General features: G+C 40.1%; 19 protein-coding genes and 4 tRNA genes. 13 read left to right on the top strand and 10 right to left on the bottom strand.

Going from position 1 to position 21,315, the window contains the following annotated elements; translation table 11 throughout:
• Positions 1-12: 12 nt before the first annotated feature.
• Together GQR45_RS20540 and mtnK are read right to left on the bottom strand one after the other, a co-directional pair.
• Positions 13-1,386: an IS4 family transposase gene (locus tag GQR45_RS20540; RefSeq protein WP_096058041.1), complete on the bottom strand. Its 1,374-nt coding sequence runs from the start codon at positions 1,384-1,386 to the stop codon at positions 13-15.
• A 128-nt stretch (positions 1,387-1,514) separates the two neighbouring features.
• Entirely contained in the window at positions 1,515-2,732 is a 1,218-nt protein-coding gene (gene mtnK, locus GQR45_RS20535) for an S-methyl-5-thioribose kinase (protein ID WP_165726891.1), read from the bottom strand.
• A 129-nt stretch (positions 2,733-2,861) separates the two neighbouring features.
• Between mtnK and mtnA the strand changes: the two genes are divergently transcribed.
• A complete protein-coding gene (gene mtnA / locus GQR45_RS20530) occupies positions 2,862-3,890 on the top strand; it encodes an S-methyl-5-thioribose-1-phosphate isomerase (RefSeq protein WP_165726890.1) in 1,029 nt (342 codons plus the stop codon).
• On the opposite strand, the gene GQR45_RS20525 is transcribed toward mtnA, so the two are convergent.
• The 4 genes from GQR45_RS20525 to GQR45_RS20510 form a co-directional block, all read right to left on the bottom strand.
• Positions 3,879-4,943, bottom strand: coding sequence for a RelA/SpoT domain-containing protein (locus tag GQR45_RS20525; RefSeq protein WP_007579871.1), 1,065 nt, complete (start codon positions 4,941-4,943; stop codon positions 3,879-3,881). The genes mtnA and GQR45_RS20525 overlap by 12 nt on opposite strands.
• 129 nt (positions 4,944-5,072) lie before the next feature.
• Positions 5,073-5,615, bottom strand: coding sequence for an acireductone dioxygenase (locus GQR45_RS20520; protein ID WP_165726889.1), 543 nt, complete (start codon positions 5,613-5,615; stop codon positions 5,073-5,075).
• Positions 5,612-6,298 carry an acireductone synthase gene (mtnC, locus tag GQR45_RS20515; RefSeq protein WP_165726888.1) on the bottom strand — a complete coding sequence of 229 codons (687 nt, stop codon included), beginning with the start codon at positions 6,296-6,298 and terminating at the stop codon, positions 5,612-5,614. Before mtnC ends, GQR45_RS20520 begins: the two co-directional genes overlap by 4 nt.
• The gene (locus GQR45_RS20510; protein WP_165726887.1) at positions 6,295-6,924 is read right to left on the bottom strand and encodes a methylthioribulose 1-phosphate dehydratase; all 630 of its coding nucleotides are present in this window, start codon (positions 6,922-6,924) and stop codon (positions 6,295-6,297) included. The genes mtnC and GQR45_RS20510 overlap by 4 nt, the downstream gene beginning before the upstream one ends.
• 108 nt (positions 6,925-7,032) lie before the next feature.
• On the opposite strand from GQR45_RS20510, the gene GQR45_RS20505 reads away from it, so the two are divergent.
• The 3 genes from GQR45_RS20505 to GQR45_RS20495 all read left to right on the top strand — a co-directional run bounded on the left by GQR45_RS20505 (position 7,033) and on the right by GQR45_RS20495 (position 10,427).
• Complete coding sequence (locus GQR45_RS20505; RefSeq protein WP_165726886.1) at positions 7,033-8,175, top strand: methionine aminotransferase; 1,143 nt, start codon at positions 7,033-7,035, stop codon at positions 8,173-8,175.
• Entirely contained in the window at positions 8,163-8,936 is a 774-nt protein-coding gene (locus GQR45_RS20500; protein ID WP_165726885.1) for an amidohydrolase, read from the top strand. The genes GQR45_RS20505 and GQR45_RS20500 overlap by 13 nt, the downstream gene beginning before the upstream one ends.
• Before the next feature lie 75 nt (positions 8,937-9,011).
• Entirely contained in the window at positions 9,012-10,427 is a 1,416-nt protein-coding gene (locus tag GQR45_RS20495) for a mannose-1-phosphate guanylyltransferase/mannose-6-phosphate isomerase (RefSeq protein ID WP_165726884.1), read from the top strand.
• 30 nt (positions 10,428-10,457) lie between these two features.
• Here the strand turns inward: GQR45_RS20495 and GQR45_RS20490 are convergent, their stop codons facing one another.
• The 3 genes from GQR45_RS20490 to GQR45_RS20480 form a co-directional block, all read right to left on the bottom strand.
• Positions 10,458-12,614: a response regulator gene (locus GQR45_RS20490; protein WP_165726883.1), complete on the bottom strand. Its 2,157-nt coding sequence runs from the start codon at positions 12,612-12,614 to the stop codon at positions 10,458-10,460.
• A gap of 167 nt (positions 12,615-12,781) precedes the next feature.
• Positions 12,782-13,438, bottom strand: a complete 657-nt coding sequence (locus GQR45_RS20485) for a response regulator transcription factor (protein WP_004334929.1) — start codon at positions 13,436-13,438, stop codon at positions 12,782-12,784.
• A gap of 220 nt (positions 13,439-13,658) precedes the next feature.
• A complete protein-coding gene (locus tag GQR45_RS20480; RefSeq protein ID WP_007579887.1) occupies positions 13,659-14,027 on the bottom strand; it encodes a histidine triad nucleotide-binding protein in 369 nt (122 codons plus the stop codon).
• A 92-nt stretch (positions 14,028-14,119) separates the two neighbouring features.
• Here GQR45_RS20480 and GQR45_RS20475 point away from each other — a divergent pair, with 92 nt between their 5' ends.
• On the top strand, positions 14,120-14,719 hold the full coding sequence (locus GQR45_RS20475) for a DUF2057 domain-containing protein (RefSeq protein ID WP_165726882.1): 600 nt from the start codon (positions 14,120-14,122) through the stop codon (positions 14,717-14,719).
• Positions 14,720-14,777: 58 nt separating this feature from the next.
• Here GQR45_RS20475 and GQR45_RS20470 read toward each other — a convergent pair whose 3' ends face one another.
• On the bottom strand, positions 14,778-16,619 hold the full coding sequence (locus GQR45_RS20470; RefSeq protein ID WP_165726881.1) for a M1 family metallopeptidase: 1,842 nt from the start codon (positions 16,617-16,619) through the stop codon (positions 14,778-14,780).
• Between the two features lie 143 nt (positions 16,620-16,762).
• Between GQR45_RS20470 and murB the strand changes: the two genes are divergently transcribed.
• From murB to tuf, 8 genes are all read left to right on the top strand, one after another.
• The gene (gene murB / locus GQR45_RS20465; RefSeq protein ID WP_165726880.1) at positions 16,763-17,773 is read left to right on the top strand and encodes a UDP-N-acetylmuramate dehydrogenase; all 1,011 of its coding nucleotides are present in this window, start codon (positions 16,763-16,765) and stop codon (positions 17,771-17,773) included.
• Positions 17,770-18,762 carry a bifunctional biotin--[acetyl-CoA-carboxylase] ligase/biotin operon repressor BirA gene (gene birA, locus GQR45_RS20460; RefSeq protein ID WP_024593804.1) on the top strand — a complete coding sequence of 331 codons (993 nt, stop codon included), beginning with the start codon at positions 17,770-17,772 and terminating at the stop codon, positions 18,760-18,762. The genes murB and birA overlap by 4 nt, the downstream gene beginning before the upstream one ends.
• On the top strand, positions 18,759-19,469 hold the full coding sequence (locus GQR45_RS20455) for a type III pantothenate kinase (protein ID WP_165726879.1): 711 nt from the start codon (positions 18,759-18,761) through the stop codon (positions 19,467-19,469). The genes birA and GQR45_RS20455 overlap by 4 nt, the downstream gene beginning before the upstream one ends.
• Positions 19,470-19,595: 126 nt before the next feature.
• Positions 19,596-19,671, top strand: a tRNA-Thr gene (locus GQR45_RS20450).
• A 40-nt stretch (positions 19,672-19,711) separates the two neighbouring features.
• Positions 19,712-19,796: transfer RNA gene (locus tag GQR45_RS20445), tRNA-Tyr, on the top strand.
• Between the two features lie 44 nt (positions 19,797-19,840).
• A tRNA-Gly gene (locus tag GQR45_RS20440) sits at positions 19,841-19,915 on the top strand.
• An 11-nt stretch (positions 19,916-19,926) separates the two neighbouring features.
• A tRNA-Thr gene (locus GQR45_RS20435) sits at positions 19,927-20,002 on the top strand.
• Between the two features lie 128 nt (positions 20,003-20,130).
• Positions 20,131-21,315 carry an elongation factor Tu gene (tuf, locus tag GQR45_RS20430; RefSeq protein WP_024589451.1) on the top strand — a complete coding sequence of 395 codons (1,185 nt, stop codon included), beginning with the start codon at positions 20,131-20,133 and terminating at the stop codon, positions 21,313-21,315.

The raw sequence follows: 21,315 nt of genomic DNA, 5'->3' as shown, positions 1-21,315 counted from the left end.
GCTGTCTCTTGATCACAAGTCTGACTCAAGAGATTTTGCTAAATCGTAGCCTTCCAGGATGGCTTGTAACTTAAGCCATCCTTGCCATAACACTTTCACAGATGCACGCCCTGTGCGCTTGGTATCTTTCCAGCCTCCTAACTTTGCCAGTTCCTGATACGCCCATGACATATTTGGAGCAGTTTCAGGCAATGGTGTTTTTATTCTCTTTAACCACAATAACTTCCATGCTTTGGGAGATAACAGTTGTTCACAACTTGGAGAATCAGGCTGCTCATTGGTGAACTTTAGTTGCAATATTCGCGTCGCAATAAAGCCATTAATCGTCACCAATCTTTCCATGTTATCTTGGCTTTGAAGGCGTAAACTTTCGATATCCGTACCATCACTTTTCCAGACTTTATGGTATTCCTCTACAAGCCAACGGTGCTCATAGTAGGTGATGATAGCTAAAGCGTCTTCTTTGCTGGTGACTGGTTCACTGGTTAATAGGTGCCAGCTTAAGCCGTTCTCAGCGTTTCCTCGCTCTGCACAGCCGACATAGTAAACTGGGAGGGAGTGTCCTTTCTTATTGTAAGGCGCTTTGAGTGTCACTGGCGCATAGGTGATATCCAGTGTTGCGCTTCGGGCTTTTCTTCCTCCTTTTTGTGCAATGTGGATGTGTTTGGTGCCTGCACTCATCAGCTCGCTTGCAAACGCATAGAGCTTATCCTCACCTTCTTCAATATGACGACTTTGCATCGAGCGTACGACGAATCGTTGCTGCTCGCTCAGTTTATACTGCAAGTATTCGTAGATGTCCGCTTCGCGGTCACACACCGATATCACGTTCGCCATTTGTCCTTGCAGCCGCTCTGCCATCGCTCGTGACGCTGACTCCCACTTGTAACTTTCTTTTTCTTCGTAAGAAGTCGTCGCGTGTTTTTCTCTTTTTCCAATCGTGTTGATATCACGACTCCAGCGAGACTGTTCAATTAATCCCACAACTTGCTTTGTGTCTGGCGCAAACAGTAATACGCTATGAGCTAACAAGCCTCGTTGTTTTGCTCCTCGTCCGACATGACCCAAATCATCTCGAATGGAGGAATGTTTATAAATTAGTGTGGTCGTGTCTTCTAATGCGAGTAATAAGTTATGACTTTTTGCTTGTTCAACCGTGGCTTTAAAGCCTGACTCTGCTATAGCCGTTGCGTCAATATTCTCGTTGCGAATAAAGCGGTAGGCACCTTCCATATCGGCGGGGGATTGAGTGATGTTCACAAGTGGTTTTCCTGGTTCATTTGCAAGCGTTGATGCTAACTTTACCAGACGCGCTGTTCTTCTTGGATCACCTAAGTCCGATTTACCGAATTGTTGTTTTGCCCAATGAGTATGTTCGTTAATCATAATGTGCCCTCAAACAAGATTTGAAGATCTGATCATGACATTGAGATTTAGTTCAAAAAAATCCCCGCTAATTTCTTAGCAGGGATTTGTGTATAAGAGACAGCTAATAGCGCCTTTTTTAATGTTTTTTAATTTAATTGGCTTATTAATAAACTAAAAAATGCTTCTTTGTTGTTGCACGTGTGGGCATTCAAAATAAGTTGCTCGCCTAGTGCTAATGTTTGTTTTTGCACTATAAGACGCGCCTTATCATCACCAATACTATCTATATCGGTTACATGTGCCAGCCCTATGGTGCGCCTAATTAACTCAGCACCACAGTAACCAATGGCGTCTTGTAATACGCCTTTTATAAAGTATTCATCGTAGCCTGTAACTTTTAGCGAATTATCAGTAGTGTGCTCATTTATAAGCGTAAGCCAATGCTGTTCAAATAAGGTATAGCATTCAACAAGGGTGCTTAATAAGTGGGTTTGGTAATTACGACGAGCCACAAAATCTTCAATATGCCCGTATTGTGCGCAGTAATTTAAAAGTAAATTGCCAATAAAAGAGCCAATATCGAACCCAGCAGGACCAAAAAAACCAAACTCAGGATCGATCATCTTTGTATTATTACAATCAACAAAAATACTGCCGCTATGCATATCACCATGAAGTAATGTTTGCGGGTTAGATAAAAAATTAGCTTTTAGTTTTGCTATTTCTAATTTTAATGCGCTGTTTTTGTGTATTGCATCAACTTCGCTTTGTAGTTGCTTTGGATAGTTATTGCGTTCGTGCTCAATGTACGGATCGCTAAAAAATAAGTCTTCAGTGATTTGGCAAAGCTCAGGGTTAGTAAATTGGCTAACTAGCGCTTTTTTAGTTTGTGCGGTTAAATAAAAATCTGAATTATAAAAACCAGTATGGCTTAAGTAGGTAGCTACGTGCTGCGCTAATTTAGGAAATTGCTCAGCATTATTTTGTGCAGTTCGCAGTATTTGTAAATTACCTAAATCTTCTAAAATAGTCAGTGCTTGCATTTCACTATAATGTAAAACCCTAGCAGTATAAGTTGGGCAAATAGCGCCATGATTAAGCAAAACTTGTGCTTCTATACGAGCTCTATCAAGCGTTAATGGCCACGACTCACCCACGCAACGCGCGTAAGGCAGAGCTTGCTTTAAAATAACACTATTGTTTTGCTCATCAGTAATTCTAAATACTAAATTAAGATTGCCATCACCAAACTCATATGCCGATAAGGCTTGTCCGGGAGCAAAAAAATTACATTGTTTAGATTCAATTAATGTCGATACATAATCGATAGCGCGCTGTGCATTAAAAGCAACATAGTTAGTCATGGTTTAAATCTCAAAAATCAGCTTTTAAGCATTCTATACCTTTAAATGTTTAGATGTCTACAAGTCCAACTTGAGAGTTATTCAAAGTGGTGTAAAATAACGTTACGCATTTTTAATATCTTAAGCATTATGCAAAATTTAATCGCAAGCAGTTTAAAATATGAAAACGGGTCGCTTAGTGTGCTCGACCAATATTTACTACCTCACCAGCAGGTATGGCATCAATGCCATGATGTAGAAACCATGAAAGAGCTGATCATTAGTTTAAAAGTACGTGGAGCTCCACTTATTGGTTTAAGCGCGAGCTTGTTAGTGGCGTATTTAGCTGAGCAAGGGGTAGTTAAAGGTGAGCTTGAAAAAGCAATCAATGAGCTAGAAGCCACTCGCCCAACGGCGGTTAATTTAATGCATTGTATGGCGGCATTGCGTAAAGCTTTAACGCAAAGCGATTATGTTGCCGGTATTGTTACCACAGCCGAGCGGTTGTTTATTGAAGATATTGAGCTGTGTGAGCGAATGGCAAGCCGTGGCGCCGAACTTATAAATAGTGGCGACAACATATTAACCCATTGTAATACAGGGGCGCTTGCAACCGCTGGTATTGGTACTGCACTAGGTGTTATTTACAAAGCGCAGCAAAAATATGGCAACGTACATGTGTGGGTTGATGAAACACGACCATTATTACAAGGCGGTCGCTTAACTGCCTTTGAGCTTGAGCGCTGGAAAATACCTTACACATTAATTTGCGATAATATGGCGGCGAGTTTAATGGCTGCAGGTAAGGTGGATAAAATAGTGGTAGGGGCTGATCGCATTGCTGCCAATGGTGATTTTGCTAATAAAGTGGGTACTTATAATTTAGCCGTACTAGCGCATTTTCATAACATTCCATTTTATGTAGTTGCGCCTATTACCACGCTTGATACCAACACCGCGTGTGGTAATGATATAGAAATAGAGCAACGTAATCCTCAAGAAGTGCGCGGAGTTAGCGGTAGCTTTGGTGAGGCTTTATGGGCGCCCACTAATGCTAATGTGTATAACCCTGCATTTGATATAACGCCGGCAAAACTGGTCACAGGGTGGGTGTTAGATACGGGTGTGTATAACCAGCAACAAGTATTAATGGGTAAACTTAAAGAGCTAACTCAATAATATGCGACTGAATTCTGAAAGAAACTCAGAGGTACTATTTAGGTAGTTGGGGTAGGCTTTTTCTATTGATTTCAAGTCGCTCCCTGCTACCAGAAGCACGTTATTGTGAGTTTGTTTTTCTTGTTCGGCGTAATGTGTTAGAGCTTCTTGCTTTTTATTCTCTGCATATAAAAAGACTCGACCCATTTGTGTTTCTGTGTTGTGAACTAGTAAAGCAAAGCCTGTATCTTTCGATTTATTTTTAATTTCGTCAACTTGGAATGCGCGATTAAATGCATCAAGCTTATGAAATGCGGCTAGCTTTTTATTTAGTGCCGAAAGCTCATCAACAAAGGCCTGCGATTGCTGTGAACTTAATTGATTTGAACCATCTTTGACTGCAAGAAACTCACCCATGATAAAAAATAATCGCTTCCAATCTGTGTCGGCTGCTTGGGGATTAGTTTTTAGTGTTTCTTTTTCAATAATATCTACAATTTCAACAGTAGTAGCCCAAAGGTGCTGAAGCCTAGTGCGCAACTGAACTTCAATTTGAAAGCCTTTATAATCGTGAGATTCTAAATTGTTATAACTTTTATAAACACGATGAATACCTCTGTAGCCCGTCGCTTTTGGGTTTTCAATATAATCATATGACTTAACGCTATGAACAGCTCTACTCGAGTCTAAACTGGCGTTGAGTTGATATAGATGCTCTAGATTATCTAAGATTACTCGGCAGCCACCTATATCGTGCATTCGCTTCAGATTTATTGCGTTTTCACTTTTACCATCTAACGAGGCTCTTTGTAACTTATCTATAATAGTTGGCAAGCGCTTTAAGCGTCTAACTATAGTCGCCGACTCTAGCAAATGAAGCTTTTTTACATGTTTCCATACGAGGTTTTTAATAATAGTCAGCGGATATAAATGTGCTGCACGATAGTTCTGTACAACCTCTATTGCAAAGTCAAAATCACCTTCATTTTTACGAAAAATACGACCAGCCTTTTCAACTTGCTTACGTGAGTAGGCTAGTTGTTGTTTAGACTTTTGATATTGTTCGTTCACCATTAGAAAGTTACTCTTTATCAGCTGCATTGCTAAAATAATATTACAGAGTTAAGTGATTGAAGTCATCCTGCAAATAGCATAAATACGCTTATAGAAAATATAGTTTAGGCATGCGTGCACTGAGCTTTATTAATCGAGCAAGGGAAATTGCTCTGCAATAGACGAGTCAGTGCTTTTTGCTACCCAGCCCTCTGTATTGTTAAATAAGCGAATGGCAGTAAACTCAGGGTCGCTTCCCATATCAAACCAATGCGGGGTAAGTTCAGGCACTGAAATTAAATCGCCTTGTTGGCAAAGTACCTGATAAACCTTATTGTCTAAATGTAGGCAAAATAGCCCTTGGCCTTTTACAAAAAAACGCACTTCGTCTTCACTATGAGTATGTTCAAATAAAAACTTTTTGCGCAGCTCTGATGCGCCAAGATTACCTTTAGCTAGAGATATAACGTCTACTGTTTGATAGCCATTTTCGGTTTTTAACCGATCTATATCGTTTTTGTACGCACTAATAATTTGCTCATGGGTGGTGTGCTCATTAATATCTGCATTTGCTTGCCACTGTTCAAAACGTACGTTTACTTTAGCTAGTTGCTTTGCAATATCATCAGCATTTGATGTGCTTACAAGTGCTTTGTTTGCATCGTTGTCGGCATACACCGTTAATTGGCTCATACTAATTTTTCCAATTTAAATTGGCTAAAGTCATTAATGTAAGGGTGTGCTTTAGTGCTTGCTTGTCCATCACGAATTAAATGTAATGTTTTTATGCCCGCAGCTTGCGCGGCATCAAGCTCGCCGGCTACATCACTTAGAAAGAGTATTTCTGCTGCTTTAAACGGTAACAGATCAACAATAGTGTTATAGGCTATTTGCTCTTGTTTTGCGCCAACTTTGGTGTCAAAAAAGTCAGTAAATAAGCTGCGAATATCGCCATAATCACTGTATTTAAAAAGTAGCTGCTGCGCTTTTACCGACCCTGACGAGTACACATATAAAGTAATATCGTTGTTGTGTTGAGCTTGTAAAAAATCAAATGCATCTGGGTATAAATGACCTTTAAAATCACCGTGTTCATACCCTGTTTGCCAAATTAAGCCTTGTAACTGCTTAAGTGGAGTGATTTTTTTATCTTCATCAATCCAGGTAAGTAAAGTGCTAATGACTTCTTCTATATCGGCGTTTGGCTTTTCGATAAGCGCTTTTATGGCATTAATTTGCTCGGCTACATCTGGCTTATTAGCATTGGCACGTACAAAGGTCGGTAATTGTTTTGCCGCGTAAGGAAACAACACCTCTTTAACAAATGAGATGCGGGTTATTGTGCCTTCAATATCGGTTAAAATAGCTTTAATCATTTAGTTACTCCCGCTTGAATACCTACTATTTTTAGGCGCTCTAGTTCGCAACTAAATAAAAACTCTAAGGCTTCTAAGTGGCGACGAACTTCATCAATATTACGCCCTACTGCATATAAACCATGGCCACGTATAAGTACGCCATGCTCTATAGGCGTATGTAAATGATGGTCACTGACCAGTAGGCTTAATCGGTCAATATCTTGATCGTTATCGAAAATAGGAATGCTCAGCGTTTCTAAATGCGAAGTAAAGCCGCTCAGTGCTTTTTGCATTTCATAGCCTGTTAAATCAAGCTGATGCCTTTGGGTAATTTGCGACAGTACGGTGGCGGCTACAGAGTGAGTATGCAAAACACACTGTGCATCAGGTATAAGCTGATACAAACTTAGGTGTAATTGTGTTTCTGCCGATGGCTTTACAGCTCCTGCTAGGCGCTCGCCTTGGTGATCTAATTGCAAAAAATGCTCTGGCGTCAGTGAGCCTTTATCGTGCCCACTTGCTGTAACAACAAAGCCAGTGCTAGTACGAGCTGAAAAGTTTCCACCTGTTGCGGGTACCCAGCCTTTTTGGCTAACCCATTTTCCGGCTTCAATAAGTTGTGAAATAGCGGTATTGTTTTGCATACATTCCTCACTAATGAGCGTAAAGTTAATTGTTTTTAGACGGCTATACTTCTGTTTTAAGCAATGATAGCATCGCTTTAAGCGCAAAACCATCATTAAGGGCATCACGTGTTTGAAAGTAAATTACCAAATTTAGGCGTTAGTATATTTAGCCAAATGAGCGGGTTGGCTAGTGAGTTTTCGGCAATTAATCTCTCTCAAGGCTTTCCTGAGTTTGATGCTCCTGATCTTTTAAAAACGCAGTTAAATTATTATGTGCAGCAGGGCGTTAATCAATATTCACCTTCAAGTGGTGTACCACGATTACAGCAACAAATTGCTGATTTAGCAAAGCGCAAATATGCAGCTGATATAAACGCGGCTGATCAAGTTACTGTTACCTCGGGTGCAACAGAGGCATTGTTTGTGGCTATTCAAACAATTGTGCGCCCCAGTGATGAAGTGATTGTATTTGACCCTGCATATGACTCTTACCAACCGGCAATTGAACTCGCTGGTGGAACGTCGGTACACATTGCTTTAAGTGCGCCAAATTACACCATTGATTGGCAAGTAGTAAGCCAAGCAATTACTAAAAATACCCGTGCAATTATTATTAATACGCCTCATAACCCAAGCGGTAAAATATTACAGCCACAAGATATAAAAGCGCTTAAAGAGTTAGTTGGTACTCACAATTTGTATGTAATAAGCGATGAGGTATATGAGCACATTACGTTTGATCAGCAACCGCATTTAAGCGTATTGCGCGATGATGAATTATTTGCCAAAAGCTTTGTTGTATCGAGTTTTGGTAAAACGTTTCACAGCACGGGCTGGAAAATGGGTTACTGTATTGCACCTGCAGATTTAGCTGTCGAATTTAGAAAAATTCATCAGTACGTTACGTTTTCAAGTTTTACCCCCGCACAGCATGCGCTTGCCGATATGCTCGAGCAGCAAGGCGAGCATATAGATGAGCTAAGTGGGTTTTATCAGCAAAAACGCGACTTATTAGCGAGCCATTTAAGTAATAGTCGTTTTAAAATTTTACCTAGCCAAGGCACTTACTTTTTATTATTAGATTACAGTGATGTATCGGATTTAAACGATGTTGAATTTTGCCATTGGTTAGTTGAGCAAGCAGGTGTGGCGGCTATTCCATTAAGTGTGTTTTATCAAAAACCACCAACCGATAAAGTAATTCGCTTATGCTTTGCTAAAAACGACAACACTCTCATAGAGGCTGCGCAAATATTATGTCAACTTTAACCATTACAGCATTGCAAAGCTCGCTTTATTGGCTTGATAAAGACGCTAATTTAGCCATGTTTAATAAACAGCTTGACGCAATTACGCATCAGCCCGATCTTATTTTACTGCCAGAAACATTCTCGACTGGCTTTGCTATTAATTTAGATTGTGCAGAGCCCGAAAATGGTAAAGTACTGACTTGGTTAAAAGCGCAGGCTCATAAACATAATGCGGTTATTGCGGGTTCGGTACTTGTTGCGCAAGGCGATAAAAAAGCAAATCGGTTTTATTGGGTAAAACCCGATGGAGAGGTGAGTTATTACGATAAGCGCCATTTATTTCGCTTAGGCAGTGAGGGCGACTACGTTGTAGCAGGGCAAGAGCGCAAAGTTTTTGAAATCAACGGTTTTAAACTATTACCGCAGGTATGTTACGACCTGCGCTTTCCGGTATTTCAACGTAATAATAACGACTACGATGTAATGATAAACGTAGCAAATTGGCCTGCTGTGCGCCGCCATATTTGGGATACGTTACTTATGGCGCGTGCAATGGAAAACCTATGTTACGTAGTAGGCGTTAATCGCGTGGGGGAAGACGGTAATGGTGCCTTGCACAATGGCGGTACAGCGGTATACGACTTTAAAGGCGATGCATTAACCAAAGCGCAAGATAACACCGAGCAGCTAGTTACAATAACACTTGAAAAAGCACCACTGGATGAGTTTAAAGCAGCGTTTCCTGCCTATTTAGATGCAGACCCTTTTACATTAATATAGATACGTTAATTTAGCGCAGAGCCAATAAAGTGTTAAAATAGCCGCTGATATTTTTGTTGGCGGCTAATATACATTATGAACACTTTAATCACTCCTGTAATTTTAGCTGGTGGCATAGGCTCTCGCTTGTGGCCGCTTTCTCGCCAAGCAATGCCTAAACAATTTTTACCACTACTAAATGAAAACACGTCATTACTGCAAAGTACATTGGCGCGTGTTTCTAATGAGTTGTTTGATAATGCTATTTTAGTGTGTAATGAGCAGCACCGATTTATTGCCGCCGAGCAAGCTGCCAGCTCAAATCCTAGTGCATTATTACTCGAACCCAAAGGTAAAAATACCGCCCCTGCCATCGCATTAGCCGCCCACTATGCACTGCTAAATGGGATTACCGGTCCGCTATTAGTGATGCCTGCCGATCATCATATTAAAAACTTTGATGTATTAACAGCTAAGCTCCCTGAAGCTGTAAAACTTGCTGAACAAGGAAAGCTAGTTACGTTTTCGATTACTCCTACAGAGGCGCATACTGGCTATGGTTATATAAAACAAGGCGCGGCTATTGCCGGAACGGGTTGTTACGATGTTGCTCAATTTAAAGAAAAGCCTGACTTAGATACAGCGAACCGTTATTTAGCTCAAGGTGGTTATAGCTGGAATAGCGGCATGTTTTTATTTACCCCAGCGACCTATTTAAAAGAGCTCGAGCGGTTTGCGCCAAAAATAGCAACGAGTGTCGCTGCAGCAACACAATTTACTAAAGATTTAGGGTTTACCCGCCCAAGCAATAGTGCGCTTGAGCACTGCCCAAGCGATTCAATTGATTACGCTATTTTAGAGCGCAGTAATAACGTAGTTGTTATGCCTGTTGATTTAAAATGGAGTGATGTAGGTAGTTTTTCATCCATTGATGCGCTTACAAAAAAAGATGAAAACGGTAATAGCTTAAATGCTAATTATATGGCTCAAAAAAGCACTAATAACTTAGTTATTAACGAGGCTGAACACACTATTGCCACGCTTGGAGTAAGCAATTTAGCAATTATTCATACTCATGATGCCACGTTAATTGCAAACCAAAATGAGCTAGATTCTCTGCCTTTGTTGCTTAAGCAAATTGCTACAACACAGGCCGATAAACTTAACCATCATCAAGTGGTTTTTCGCCCATGGGGGAATTACCGTACTTTGGTTGAAGGCACTGGCTTTAAGGTTAAAAAAATTACTGTTAACAGCGGTGCTAAGCTTTCGACGCAGTGCCATCAGCATCGTGCTGAACATTGGGTTGTGGTTTCGGGTATTGCAAATGTATGTATTGATGAGCAAGCGTATTCGCTAACGCATGACCAATCGTGTTATATCGCCGCAAAGCAAATTCATAGCTTGGCTAATAATCAAAAAGAGCAGTTAATAGTTATTGAAGTGCAAACCGGTGCTGTACTTGATGAAAGCGATATAGAGCGATTTGATGATAAATATGGAAGAGGCTAATAATTAGCTATTTTTAAAGCTAATTCACTATTACTCTAACTGCCCACGCACAAACTTTAAATATTGCTCTAAGCTTCGTTGCCACAGATCTAACGCTTCATCAAGCATATCGTTGTGTGGCTTTTTATCGAGTAAACGACGTTCTATTTTTTTCAGCTCAATACCATAGCGATTAAAACCAAGTTGCAGAGCGGTACTTGCTTGGCGATGTAAAAGCTTAATGCATTGCTCTGGTTGTTGATCAATAAGCTTTTGACAGCGAATTAGCTTGTTACGCGCCGAAAGCACAAACTCATTATAAATCGACGATACTTCATCTTCACTAAACGAGCTGGTGAGTGTTTCGGCCGCTGTTTTGTCATACAAGGTATCAATAAGCTCTACTGCAATGCTCGCAGTTTGATTAGATTGAGAGTCGCTAAGTGCTTGGCGAAGCTTTTCGTGCTTAATAGGCTTGCCTACAATGTCTTTTATTCCTAATTCTAAATACTCTTTTACTTCGTCTGGGCTAAGGCTTGCAGTAAATGCGAGTACTGGAGTTCGTTGATTTTTATGATCAATGCGTTTTAGACGTTTAAGTACTTCTTGGCCTGTTAAATCAGGTAGATTCATATCAAGCAAAACAACATCGAAGTGGTGAGCTTGCATGAGCTCTATGGCGCTTTTCCCATCTTTTGCGAGCTTAATTTTGTGTTCATCGTCGGCCATAAATTCTATAGCAATTTTTTGATTTAAATCTAAATCTTCAACCAGTAGTACATCAAGACCTGTTAAGTAATCTTTAGTTTGATGGCGCTGCTCTACAAGGCTTAATTCACCTAAAGTAAAAGTAACGGTAAAGCTAAATACACTACCAGTACCAAGCTGGCTGGCTATTTCGAGTCGGCTACTGAGCTTTTCAAGCAGGCGACTGGTAATAGCTAAACCAAGGCCGGTTCCGCCTTTCTCTTTTCCTGCACTACTTTGCACATAAGGTTCTGTTAAGTAGGCTATCTCATCATTTTCTATACCTGGCCCTGAATCTTTGACACTAATTTTTATAGTGTGCTCAAGTTGTTTTTCTAATACTAAATCAACCTGAATTTTAACGGTTCCGTGGTCTGTAAACTTAATGGCATTACCCACTAAATTAATAATTATTTGCCTAAGTTTTTGCTGGTCGCAGTAATAACAGGCTTGCTCAGGAATATTACATATTAGTTCAAACTTGAGTTGCTTTTGCTCGGCGAGAGGGCTTAGTAATAAACATAAATTATTAAGCCATGTTTTAAACTCTACATCTTCTTCGTAAAGCGCTTCGTCACTTTGATCTAGGCTCGCGTAATCAAGGACCTTATCTACCAATAAGTTAAGTGATTCGGCAGAATTTATAATCGCTTCGCAATAGGCTTTATTACGGGTATCACTTGTTTGGTTCATAACAAGTTGGGCGCTGCCTAAAATACCGTTTAGCGGGGTGCGAATTTCGTGGCTTATAGTTGATAAAAAGAGCCCGCGTATTTCTAAATCTTTTTGTGCTTTATCGGCTAATTTATTGAGGTGCTGCTCTCTGCGCTCATTACATAATAACGCCATACCTGCAGCATAAAACATGGGTGCAATTACGCCATTTAAAAATAGCAAAGAGCTAAACCAGCCGTTTACTAAAAGATTTTTTTGTTCAATGTTATCCATAAATAACGAGCGGCCAATAAAGCTTAAAGCAACAAGCGTTAAAATGGTTATGTATACAATACTGCCATTAGGATAGGGTTTGCGTGCACACTTAATAAATATAAACAGTAAAAAACCGGCTTCTGCTATGTGTTGTATATCGGATGCAATCACTCTTTCGTGTAAAGATGGGTCAAAAAAGGTGTAATAGCCAAGCATTACAGTGCAAAAAGCGGTCACTGAGCAGAGTAATTTAAAACCAATACCGCGATAATTTAAAAACTGACTAAGTGAAAGGCAGTGCACTATTGATGCGGCAAACATCATGCTACTGGCAGCGCTAATAATTACTAAATTATGTGTATCACCAACAAGAGTAAAGCCAATAACAGAGCCTAATAGCAATATGGGATAGAAAATGTATAGCAGCGTGCCCGATATTTTTTTGTTTGTTCGCCATGTCAAAAAGTTAAGTAAGGTCATTACGACCATGATGGCGATGCTGGCAAAATAAAGAGTGAAGGAGTCGAGCATTAATATTCCAGCAAAGTAGCTATTAAACTAAAGTTATCAAAAGTATACACTTATACCAATCCTCAAAACAGATTACTTAATTAAGCTAATTGTTATTAGATAAGTATATAGCACATACAAAAACAGACACCTAAGTGTCTGCTTTTAAATTTAAACTAAATATTTGATTAACGAATTTCATCAGGGATATTTTGTTGTGCCCACGATAGAAGTTCAATACGGTTACGACATTTGGTTTTTCTAAATGCGCTGTATAAATGTGTTTTAACAGTATGTGGACTAATACTTAAATCTTCTGCGATCTCTTTATTTTTCGAACCTTTACTCATTAGTGAGATTATTGCTTTTTCTCGCTTAGTAAGTTTAACAGGCTCAATATCACCTTCGGTTAGTTTATGCAGCGCATCTTTATTAAATTGCAGCATACGATTTAATGCATTACACATAATATCGCGACGGTACCAAAGTTGATCTTCAAGTAGTAAGCGAATACCTTTCATTAATACATCGGCGTTATCTGTTGTGTAAAATACGCCACGAATACCGCTTAACAATGCACGATTAGCAAGCTCAGGGTTTTCGTCTAAATTAAATAATATGATATCGCATTTAATACGTAGGTTTACTAGTTGTTCTTTTAGTTTTCCCCATGCATCCTTGCTTGATGTTTCAATAAACAAAAGTCGAGTCCCTTCAGGTATGTCTAAAATATTAGTACCTGTGGTTACGTCAAGGCCTTGCGTTTTTAACAAAGGTTCTAAAACGTTAATACCAATAGTGTTAATTGGCTCTTGATCTAATAACAAAAAGGCTGAACTGCTCATGTTTTTTATACTCTTTTATAAAGCTGACTGACTAAGTTTACCACGACTTCCACACCTTTTGTATTAGAAAATCGCTGATGTACTCAATAACAAATACGATATTACGATTATTTAAACACAAAATGTTGCAAATAAGTAACTATTTATTCTTTATAACTATGAAAAACCATAACATTTGTAACTAATTAATTGAGTGGAACAATTTAATAAAAACTTTTAATTATTTTACTTTTTTTACATTTTGATAAGGTGGCCAGCCCATTTCTTTACCGCCAAGCATGTGTAAATGTATGTGATAAACAGTTTGCCCACCATGTTCGTTACAGTTCATAACAACGCGGTATCCGTCCTCAGCAAAATTATGTTGCTTAGCTAATTTAGCTGCAACTACGTATAAGTTGCCTACTAAATGTGAGTTTTCAGGATTTATATCATTTATAGTAGCAATTGCTTTTTTTGGGATAATTAACACATGAAATGGCGCTTGTGGGTTTATATCTTTAAATGCGAGAGTGTTTTCATCTTCGTAAATAATATCTGCTGGAATTTCACGATTAATGATTTTGGTAAAAATAGTTTCTTGGCTCATAGTGTGTTCCTAATTAAGTGTTGTGAATTTTAAGCTCACTAATGACAAACTTTCAAAGCAGTGTCAAACTGAAATCAAATAAAGGAGTTAATATGCTTAAACCAATTTTAATAAGTAGTGCAGTTGCATTACTACTTAGTTTTTCGGCTAATGCTGAGAATATTCACTTTCCAGAAGAATTTGTACCACTGCAAGTGGGCGATAAAATGCTAGAAAGCTCTTTGTTTAGTCGTATTGATGATGTCGAGCTTGCCCCCGGAACTTATCAGCTTAGGCTAAAGTACACCGATTTATATGAAGATGATTATGACACGCACGAAGTTGTGGAGTCGGAACCATTTTGGGTAAGTGTAACTGTTGAAGCAGGTAAAGATTATACCTTAGTGTTTAATCGTGCTGAAAATGCAGTATCTGCAAAAGTGTTTGCAGAAGCCCCTCAAGTGAGTTTAAAAGCAAAAAGTAGCGCTGTTGCTAAGCCTTTAAGTGTTATTTCTAACACGCAACTAGCAAGCAATAAACCGGTAATGCAAAATACATTGCCAGCAGGACCTTCACGTCCTAGTCAGCCAATAAAGCCGATAGCACCAATTACAGGTAAAGGCATGCCAAGTGCGCCGCAAATGCTTGATTTTTGGTGGCAACAAGCCACAACTACAGAGCGTAAAGCTTTTTTAGAAAAAGTAACAAAGTAAAATAACAGAAAAACAAAAAGGGCCAAATTTGGCCCTTTTTGTTTCTAGTTAACGCTATTTATTCAAATAATGCGTCAATAGTACCTTGCGCAAGAGGGTGATACCCAGGGCGTGCTTTTAAGTACACGCTTTGTGCCCAGTCTTTTTTACCGTTAGTGATAAGTGATTTATATAACGGCACAATTAACTTACGACGGCCAATACCTGATAAGTGCTTATTAAGCGCAGGATAAATTGGTTGATAACCATTACCTACTGCTAGCATAAACCAAGCAAACGCACGTTCAGCGTTAGTTGATTGCGTTAGGTTAAATTCACTATCAAGCTCGCTCATTTTCTCTATGCTTAAATCGCGTGGTAAGTTATTTAAAAAGTGTAGCCACTCATGCACAGACCAATCAGTCGTTGGTAGTTGAGCTGCTGTTGTGTCGCCTTTCAACCATGCTGCTGTTGCAGTATCTACTTTATCAAATGCATCAGAAGTAGGGTTTGGCGCATCACTTGGTAAGCCAGGCTCAAAAATCCATTCGTTTACTTTATCCATACTTACAACACCAGGGTACTTCTCAATTAAGTTAGCTTTTAAGTAAGTAACAAATTGCGCGGTAGTAAGTGATTTAAACGAAAACTCTTTAAAGTACGCTTTTACAAATGGGTCAAACTTATCGCGGCCATATTTGTTTTCTAGATAGATTAAAAATAACTGACCTTTAGTGTAAGGCACTGAGCTAAACGCATCGTCTGGGTCGCGGCCATTAAGCTTTAAATTAAGGCGTGTATCTGGTGCATCAATTGTTTTAATTTGTGCGCGTAAAGACGCTGAATCAAGTGCTTGTTCCATAACCGCACGGTCACGACCAAATACTTCTTCCATAATGCGGTTTTCAACGTACGAGGTAAAACCTTCGTTTAACCATAAATCTTCCCACGTTGCGTTAGTTACTAGGTTACCTGACCAAGAATGAGCAAGCTCATGGGCAATAAGGTTAACTAAGCTTTTATCACCGGCAACAACCGTTGGGGTTATAAATGATAAGCGTGGGTTTTCCATGCCACCAAACGGAAAACTTGGCGGTAGCATTAATAAGTCGTAGCGACCCCATGCATATTCGCCGTACATAGCGTTTGTTTTGTCGATCATGGCTTGGGTGTCGTCAAATTCAGCAACTGAGGCATCTAAAATTGTAGGCTCTGCAAATATGCCCGTTTGGTGCGACATTGCTTTAAATTCTAAGTTACCTGCGCCAATAGCAATTAGGTAAGGTGAAATTGCTTGTGGCATATCAAAAATGTAGTCGCCATCTTTATAAAGTGCATCTTTGTTGTCGGCACTCATTACAGCACGTATATCTTTTGGCGTATGAATTCGTGCAGAGTAAGTTACACGCATTGCGGGTGTATCTTGCACTGGGATCCAACTACGTGCATGAATTGCTTGCGATTGGCTGTACATAAATGGATGCGTTTTACTTGCCGTTTGCTCTGGTGTTAACCATTGCAGGCCAGATGCTTCTGGACGACTGTTGTAGTAAATACGAACTACTTCAGCTTGGTTTTTAAACTTAATAGTAAGCTTTGAACCTTTAACGTCATCTCGCTTAGCCAAATCAAAAGTCGCCTTTTTCCAGTTACCACTTTGATCTTTGTACATTACTTTATCAATGTCTAAGTCGCGGGTATCAAGTACGAGAGTTCTACTTTTGCTGTTGTTCCACTGAAGAGTATGCTCCACAAAACCTTCTAACTGCTTGTCGGCAAAGTCGACATCTAAATCAAGGTTTAAGTGAGTAGTAACAACATCATCAAGGTTAGCATACGAGTTTTGGTCAATCGCATTAGCCATTGCTTGCGAACACATACCCGCCATAGCGAGGCTTAAAAAAAGAGGTTTAATTTTCATCATTACTCTGAACACAAATAAAAAAGTGCTGGTTTTATATCACGATTGACACGGTGGGTTGAGTGATTTTTACAATCTAGTGCCACATTTGCGACGATGAGGTAAACTATTGCGATTAGTTACCGGTATTTTTAGAGAGCTTTGTGGCGCATTCATTACACTCCTTACATACATTCGCATTAAACAGCCGATGCCAAAATTTTGTTGAAATTACTCAGCTTGAGCAACTTAAAACGCAAAGTTTTAGTGCACCGTTTTGTTTGCTAGGCGAGGGCAGTAATACCGTATTTTTAAATGACTACATGGGTACGGTTATAAAAATAGCCTTAAAAGGTATTAAAATTACCGAGCGTGAGAGCGACACACTAATAAGTATTGCTGCAGGCGAAAACTGGCATCAACTAGTCAGTTATTTATTAGAGAAAAATATACCCGGGCTTGAAAATCTAGCACTTATACCGGGCACTGTTGGCGCATCACCGGTACAAAATATTGGTGCTTATGGCGTTGAGATAGCTAAATTTGTTGAGTTGGTAGAGTACTTTGATATAACCACTAAAACTATGCATTCACTAAATAACGAGCAATGTGAATTTGCTTACAGAGACTCAATATTTAAAAATGCTCTCAAAAATAAAGCGGTGATCACGCAAGTGCATTTAGCGCTCCCAAAAAAATGGCAACCAGTATTAAGTTATGGCCCCCTGCAACAGCTCTTAAGCATTACCCCGAAAGCAGTATTCGATCAAGTTATAAAAACGCGCAATAGCAAATTACCTAACCCATATACACTTGCCAATGCGGGTAGCTTTTTTAAAAACCCAATAATAACCAACCAGCAGTTAGCTGAGCTATTAAAGCAATTTGCAGATTTACCTCATTACGAATATGGGCAAAGTCATCACAAGGTCGCAGCAGGTTGGTTAATCGATCAAAGTGGTTTAAAAGGGCACCGCGAGGCAGGTATAGAAGTGCATCAACAACAAGCACTAGTACTTGTTAATCACGGAAATAGTGAAGGTGGTGACCTAATAAAAATGATTAAACACATTCAGCAAGTTGTTTATACGCGTTACAGCATTATGCTAGAACACGAAGTACGTTTAATAGATGCGCGCAGCGAATGCCATATTAACGCGGAGCCTGAGCAATGAAAGCACCTGATGGAAACAAACTCGCTATTTTAAATGCACTCAACCAAGGGGGCTTTGTATCTGGCCAAGCCTTGGGTGAAAAGCTAGGAATTAGCCGAGCTGCGGTGAGTAAACATATCAAAACGTTACAAGAAATGGGCTTGGACATTTTTAAAGTGACTGGCAAAGGCTATTGCTTAAATAACCAAGTGGGCCTTTTAAATAAAACGCAAATTGATCAGCACTACAAAGCGCTAGGTGCTAATACTGCCGATGTAGAAGTACACCCTATTATTGATTCGACCAACAGCGAGCTTATGCGCCGTATACAGGCTAAAACAGCGCTTGAGTCTGGCACTGTTATTGTTGCTGAAATGCAGCAAGCAGGACGCGGCCGACGCGGCCGTGTTTGGCAATCCCCATTTGGCGCTAATTTGTATTACAGTTATTTTTGGCGCTTAGATGACGGGCTTCAAGCTGCAATGGGTGTATCAATTGCGGTAGGCCTTGCTGTTTATGATGCAATTAAAGCGTTATACCAAATTGACGTAGAGCTTAAATGGCCTAACGATATTTATATAAATAAACAAAAACTTGCAGGTGTATTGGTTGAATTAGATGGGCAACCGCAAGGACCTTGTCAGTTAGTGATTGGTATAGGTATTAATTTACAAATGCCTGAGAGTTTTAGCCAACATATAGACCAAGCGTGGACCGACTTAAATCAACATACTCAAAAGCTTGATAAAAACCAGCTGGTGGCGTCACTTACTTATCATTTAGAGCAGCGTTTAGTGCAGTATCGTCAAACTGGCTTACAAGATATGTATGAGCAATGGAATTCGCTTAATGCGTTTGCTGGCGATTATGTTGAGCTAAATACAGGACACCGAAGCTGGCGTGGAATATGCGAAGGTATTGACCCACAAGGTGGAATACGAATTCGCCAAGATGGTGAAGTAAAAAGTTATTACGGTGGGGAAGTCTCCCTCAGAAAGGCGCAAGTATGAGATTACTGATCGACGTAGGAAATACATCACTAAAAGCTGTGCTGTGGCATAACGAGCAAGCACAACCAGCAGATATAAATAACCTACCTTGGTTGCAAATAACCGAAGTGATTTATGCGTGCGTAGGGCGCAGTGATTTACTAAACGATATTCTCGCGCAAGCGGCTAGCAATAATATTACTTGCTTTGAGGCCAAGGTAACCAAAACGCTTGGAGATCTTGTATGCGCTTACGAGCATGTGGGTAACTTAGGCATAGATAGGTGGTTGGCGCTTATTGCAGGCTTTATGCTATACCCAAATAAAGCATGTATTGTTGTTGATGCAGGCACCGCAACCACAATTGACGTGCTCGATAGTGAAGGCCTACATTTAGGTGGCTGGATTTTACCCGGGCTTGATTTAATGACCTCATCGCTTACACAAAACACCCAACGTGTTTTTGATGACGGTAAAACACCGTTTACTAATGAATTGGGTAAAAACACGCCAAATGGTTTAAAAAACGGTGCCTTAGTGGCAACCATCGGGGCAATTGAGCAAGCTAAGCTGAATTTAACGGCTCAAAAAACAGAACAAGCAACACAAATTATTTTTGCTGGTGGCTATGGCTCACTATTGCAGCAGCAATTTGCAGGAAGTATTTTTGATTCATTGCTCGTAATGAAGGGATTGAATTATTGGTACGAATTAACCGAAACAGTATAAAAAAGTGCAAAAAACGCGTTTTCGCGTGAATATTGAGCATTTAAACTAAAAATTTACACTTTTTTTAATTTTATTGTTGCATCCCAATAAACCTTACTCTAATATCTCGCCCCGTACTAAAGCAGTGCCGACTTAGCTCAGCTGGTAGAGCAACTGACTTGTAATCAGTAGGTCAACCGTTCGACTCGGTTAGTCGGCACCACTTTCCTTTTACCGGAAGTGAATTAGTAGAGAATTATCGTGGAGGGGTTCCCGAGCGGCCAAAGGGATCAGACTGTAAATCTGACGGCTCAGCCTTCGCTGGTTCGAATCCAGCTCCCTCCACCACTTTATTCTTGACGGTTAGAGGTAGTTTAAGAACAGATTTTTATGCGGGCATCGTATAATGGCTATTACCTCAGCCTTCCAAGCTGATGATGCGGGTTCGATTCCCGCTGCCCGCTCCAGTTCTTGTGTTGCTGATATAGCTCAGTTGGTAGAGCGCACCCTTGGTAAGGGTGAGGTCGGCAGTTCGACTCTGCCTATCAGCACCAGTCCTAAGAATCTCCTTGATTACTTCCTTTATCTGTCAGAAAATACTATTTGAAAAAATTAACTTAATCTACCTCTGGTGGATTATTTTCATATGTAATTTAGATACACAAAACTGATAGGTTCCGTCATGGCAAAAGAAAAGTTTGAACGCGTAAAACCGCACGTAAACGTTGGTACAATTGGCCACGTTGACCACGGTAAAACTACACTAACTGCAGCAATCACTAACGTACTTGCAAAAGTATACGGCGGTGTTGCTAAAGATTTCGCATCAATCGACAACGCTCCTGAAGAGCGCGAACGTGGTATCACTATTTCAACGTCTCACGTTGAATACGATACTCCTTCACGTCACTACGCACACGTAGATTGTCCTGGTCACGCCGATTATGTTAAAAACATGATCACTGGTGCTGCTCAAATGGACGGCGCGATCTTAGTAGTTGCTGCGACTGATGGCCCTATGCCACAAACGCGTGAGCACATCCTTCTTTCTCGTCAAGTTGGCGTTCCTTACATCATCGTGTTCATGAACAAATGTGACATGGTAGATGACGAAGAGCTACTTGAACTAGTAGAAATGGAAGTTCGTGAACTTCTTTCAGAATACGATTTCCCAGGTGATGACTTACCTCTAATTGCTGGTTCTGCGCTTAAAGCGTTAGAAGGCGAGAAAGAGTGGGAAGATAAGATTGTTGAGCTTGCAAATGCACTTGATACTTACATCCCAGAGCCAGAGCGTGACATCGATAAGCCTTTCATTATGCCTATCGAAGACGTTTTCTCAATCCAGGGTCGTGGTACAGTTGTAACTGGTCGTGTTGAAGCTGGTATCATCCGCATCAATGACGAAGTAGAAATTGTTGGTATCAATGATACAACTCGTTCTACTTGTACTGGTGTTGAAATGTTCCGTAAGCTTCTAGACGAAGGTCGTGCTGGCGAAAACATCGGCGCACTTCTACGTGGTACTAAGCGTGAAGACGTTGAACGTGGTCAAGTACTAGCTAAGCCTGGTTCAATCAACCCACATACTACATTCACTTCAGAAGTATACGTACTTTCGAAAGATGAAGGTGGTCGTCATACTCCATTCTTCAAAGGTTACCGTCCACAGTTCTACTTCCGTACAACTGACGTAACTGGTGACGTACAGTTACCAGATGGCGTAGAAATGGTAATGCCTGGTGATAACATCAAGATGACAGTAACTCTAATCGCACCAATCGCGATGGATGAAGGTCTTCGTTTTGCTATCCGTGAAGGTGGTCGTACTGTAGGTGCTGGTGTTGTAGCAACTATCGTAGCGTAA

It is taken from the genome of Pseudoalteromonas sp. SA25, from assembly GCF_011378705.1.
Taxonomy (GTDB): domain Bacteria; phylum Pseudomonadota; class Gammaproteobacteria; order Enterobacterales; family Alteromonadaceae; genus Pseudoalteromonas; species Pseudoalteromonas arctica.
Note: the sequence above shows the minus strand (reverse complement) of the source record. Positions and strands in the feature narration are given on the sequence as shown.

What these genes read in the sequence shown, in the direction of transcription:
- mtnA (WP_165726890.1), top strand. Translation starts at nt 2,862, where the DNA reads ATGCAAAATTTAATCGCAAGCAGTTTAAAATATGAAAACGGGTCGCTT.
- GQR45_RS20520 (WP_165726889.1), bottom strand. Translation starts at nt 5,615, where the DNA reads ATGAGCCAATTAACGGTGTATGCCGACAACGATGCAAACAAAGCACTT.
- GQR45_RS20470 (WP_165726881.1), bottom strand. Translation starts at nt 16,619, where the DNA reads ATGAAAATTAAACCTCTTTTTTTAAGCCTCGCTATGGCGGGTATGTGT.
- tuf (WP_024589451.1), top strand. Translation starts at nt 20,131, where the DNA reads ATGGCAAAAGAAAAGTTTGAACGCGTAAAACCGCACGTAAACGTTGGT.
- GQR45_RS20525 (WP_007579871.1), bottom strand. Translation starts at nt 4,943, where the DNA reads ATGGTGAACGAACAATATCAAAAGTCTAAACAACAACTAGCCTACTCA.
- GQR45_RS20485 (WP_004334929.1), bottom strand. Translation starts at nt 13,438, where the DNA reads ATGAGCAGTTCAGCCTTTTTGTTATTAGATCAAGAGCCAATTAACACT.
- GQR45_RS20480 (WP_007579887.1), bottom strand. Translation starts at nt 14,027, where the DNA reads ATGAGCCAAGAAACTATTTTTACCAAAATCATTAATCGTGAAATTCCA.
- mtnK (WP_165726891.1), bottom strand. Translation starts at nt 2,732, where the DNA reads ATGACTAACTATGTTGCTTTTAATGCACAGCGCGCTATCGATTATGTA.
- mtnC (WP_165726888.1), bottom strand. Translation starts at nt 6,298, where the DNA reads ATGATTAAAGCTATTTTAACCGATATTGAAGGCACAATAACCCGCATC.
- GQR45_RS20500 (WP_165726885.1), top strand. Translation starts at nt 8,163, where the DNA reads ATGTCAACTTTAACCATTACAGCATTGCAAAGCTCGCTTTATTGGCTT.
- GQR45_RS20495 (WP_165726884.1), top strand. Translation starts at nt 9,012, where the DNA reads ATGAACACTTTAATCACTCCTGTAATTTTAGCTGGTGGCATAGGCTCT.
- GQR45_RS20455 (WP_165726879.1), top strand. Translation starts at nt 18,759, where the DNA reads ATGAGATTACTGATCGACGTAGGAAATACATCACTAAAAGCTGTGCTG.
- GQR45_RS20475 (WP_165726882.1), top strand. Translation starts at nt 14,120, where the DNA reads ATGCTTAAACCAATTTTAATAAGTAGTGCAGTTGCATTACTACTTAGT.
- birA (WP_024593804.1), top strand. Translation starts at nt 17,770, where the DNA reads ATGAAAGCACCTGATGGAAACAAACTCGCTATTTTAAATGCACTCAAC.
- GQR45_RS20510 (WP_165726887.1), bottom strand. Translation starts at nt 6,924, where the DNA reads ATGCAAAACAATACCGCTATTTCACAACTTATTGAAGCCGGAAAATGG.
- GQR45_RS20540 (WP_096058041.1), bottom strand. Translation starts at nt 1,386, where the DNA reads ATGATTAACGAACATACTCATTGGGCAAAACAACAATTCGGTAAATCG.
- GQR45_RS20490 (WP_165726883.1), bottom strand. Translation starts at nt 12,614, where the DNA reads ATGCTCGACTCCTTCACTCTTTATTTTGCCAGCATCGCCATCATGGTC.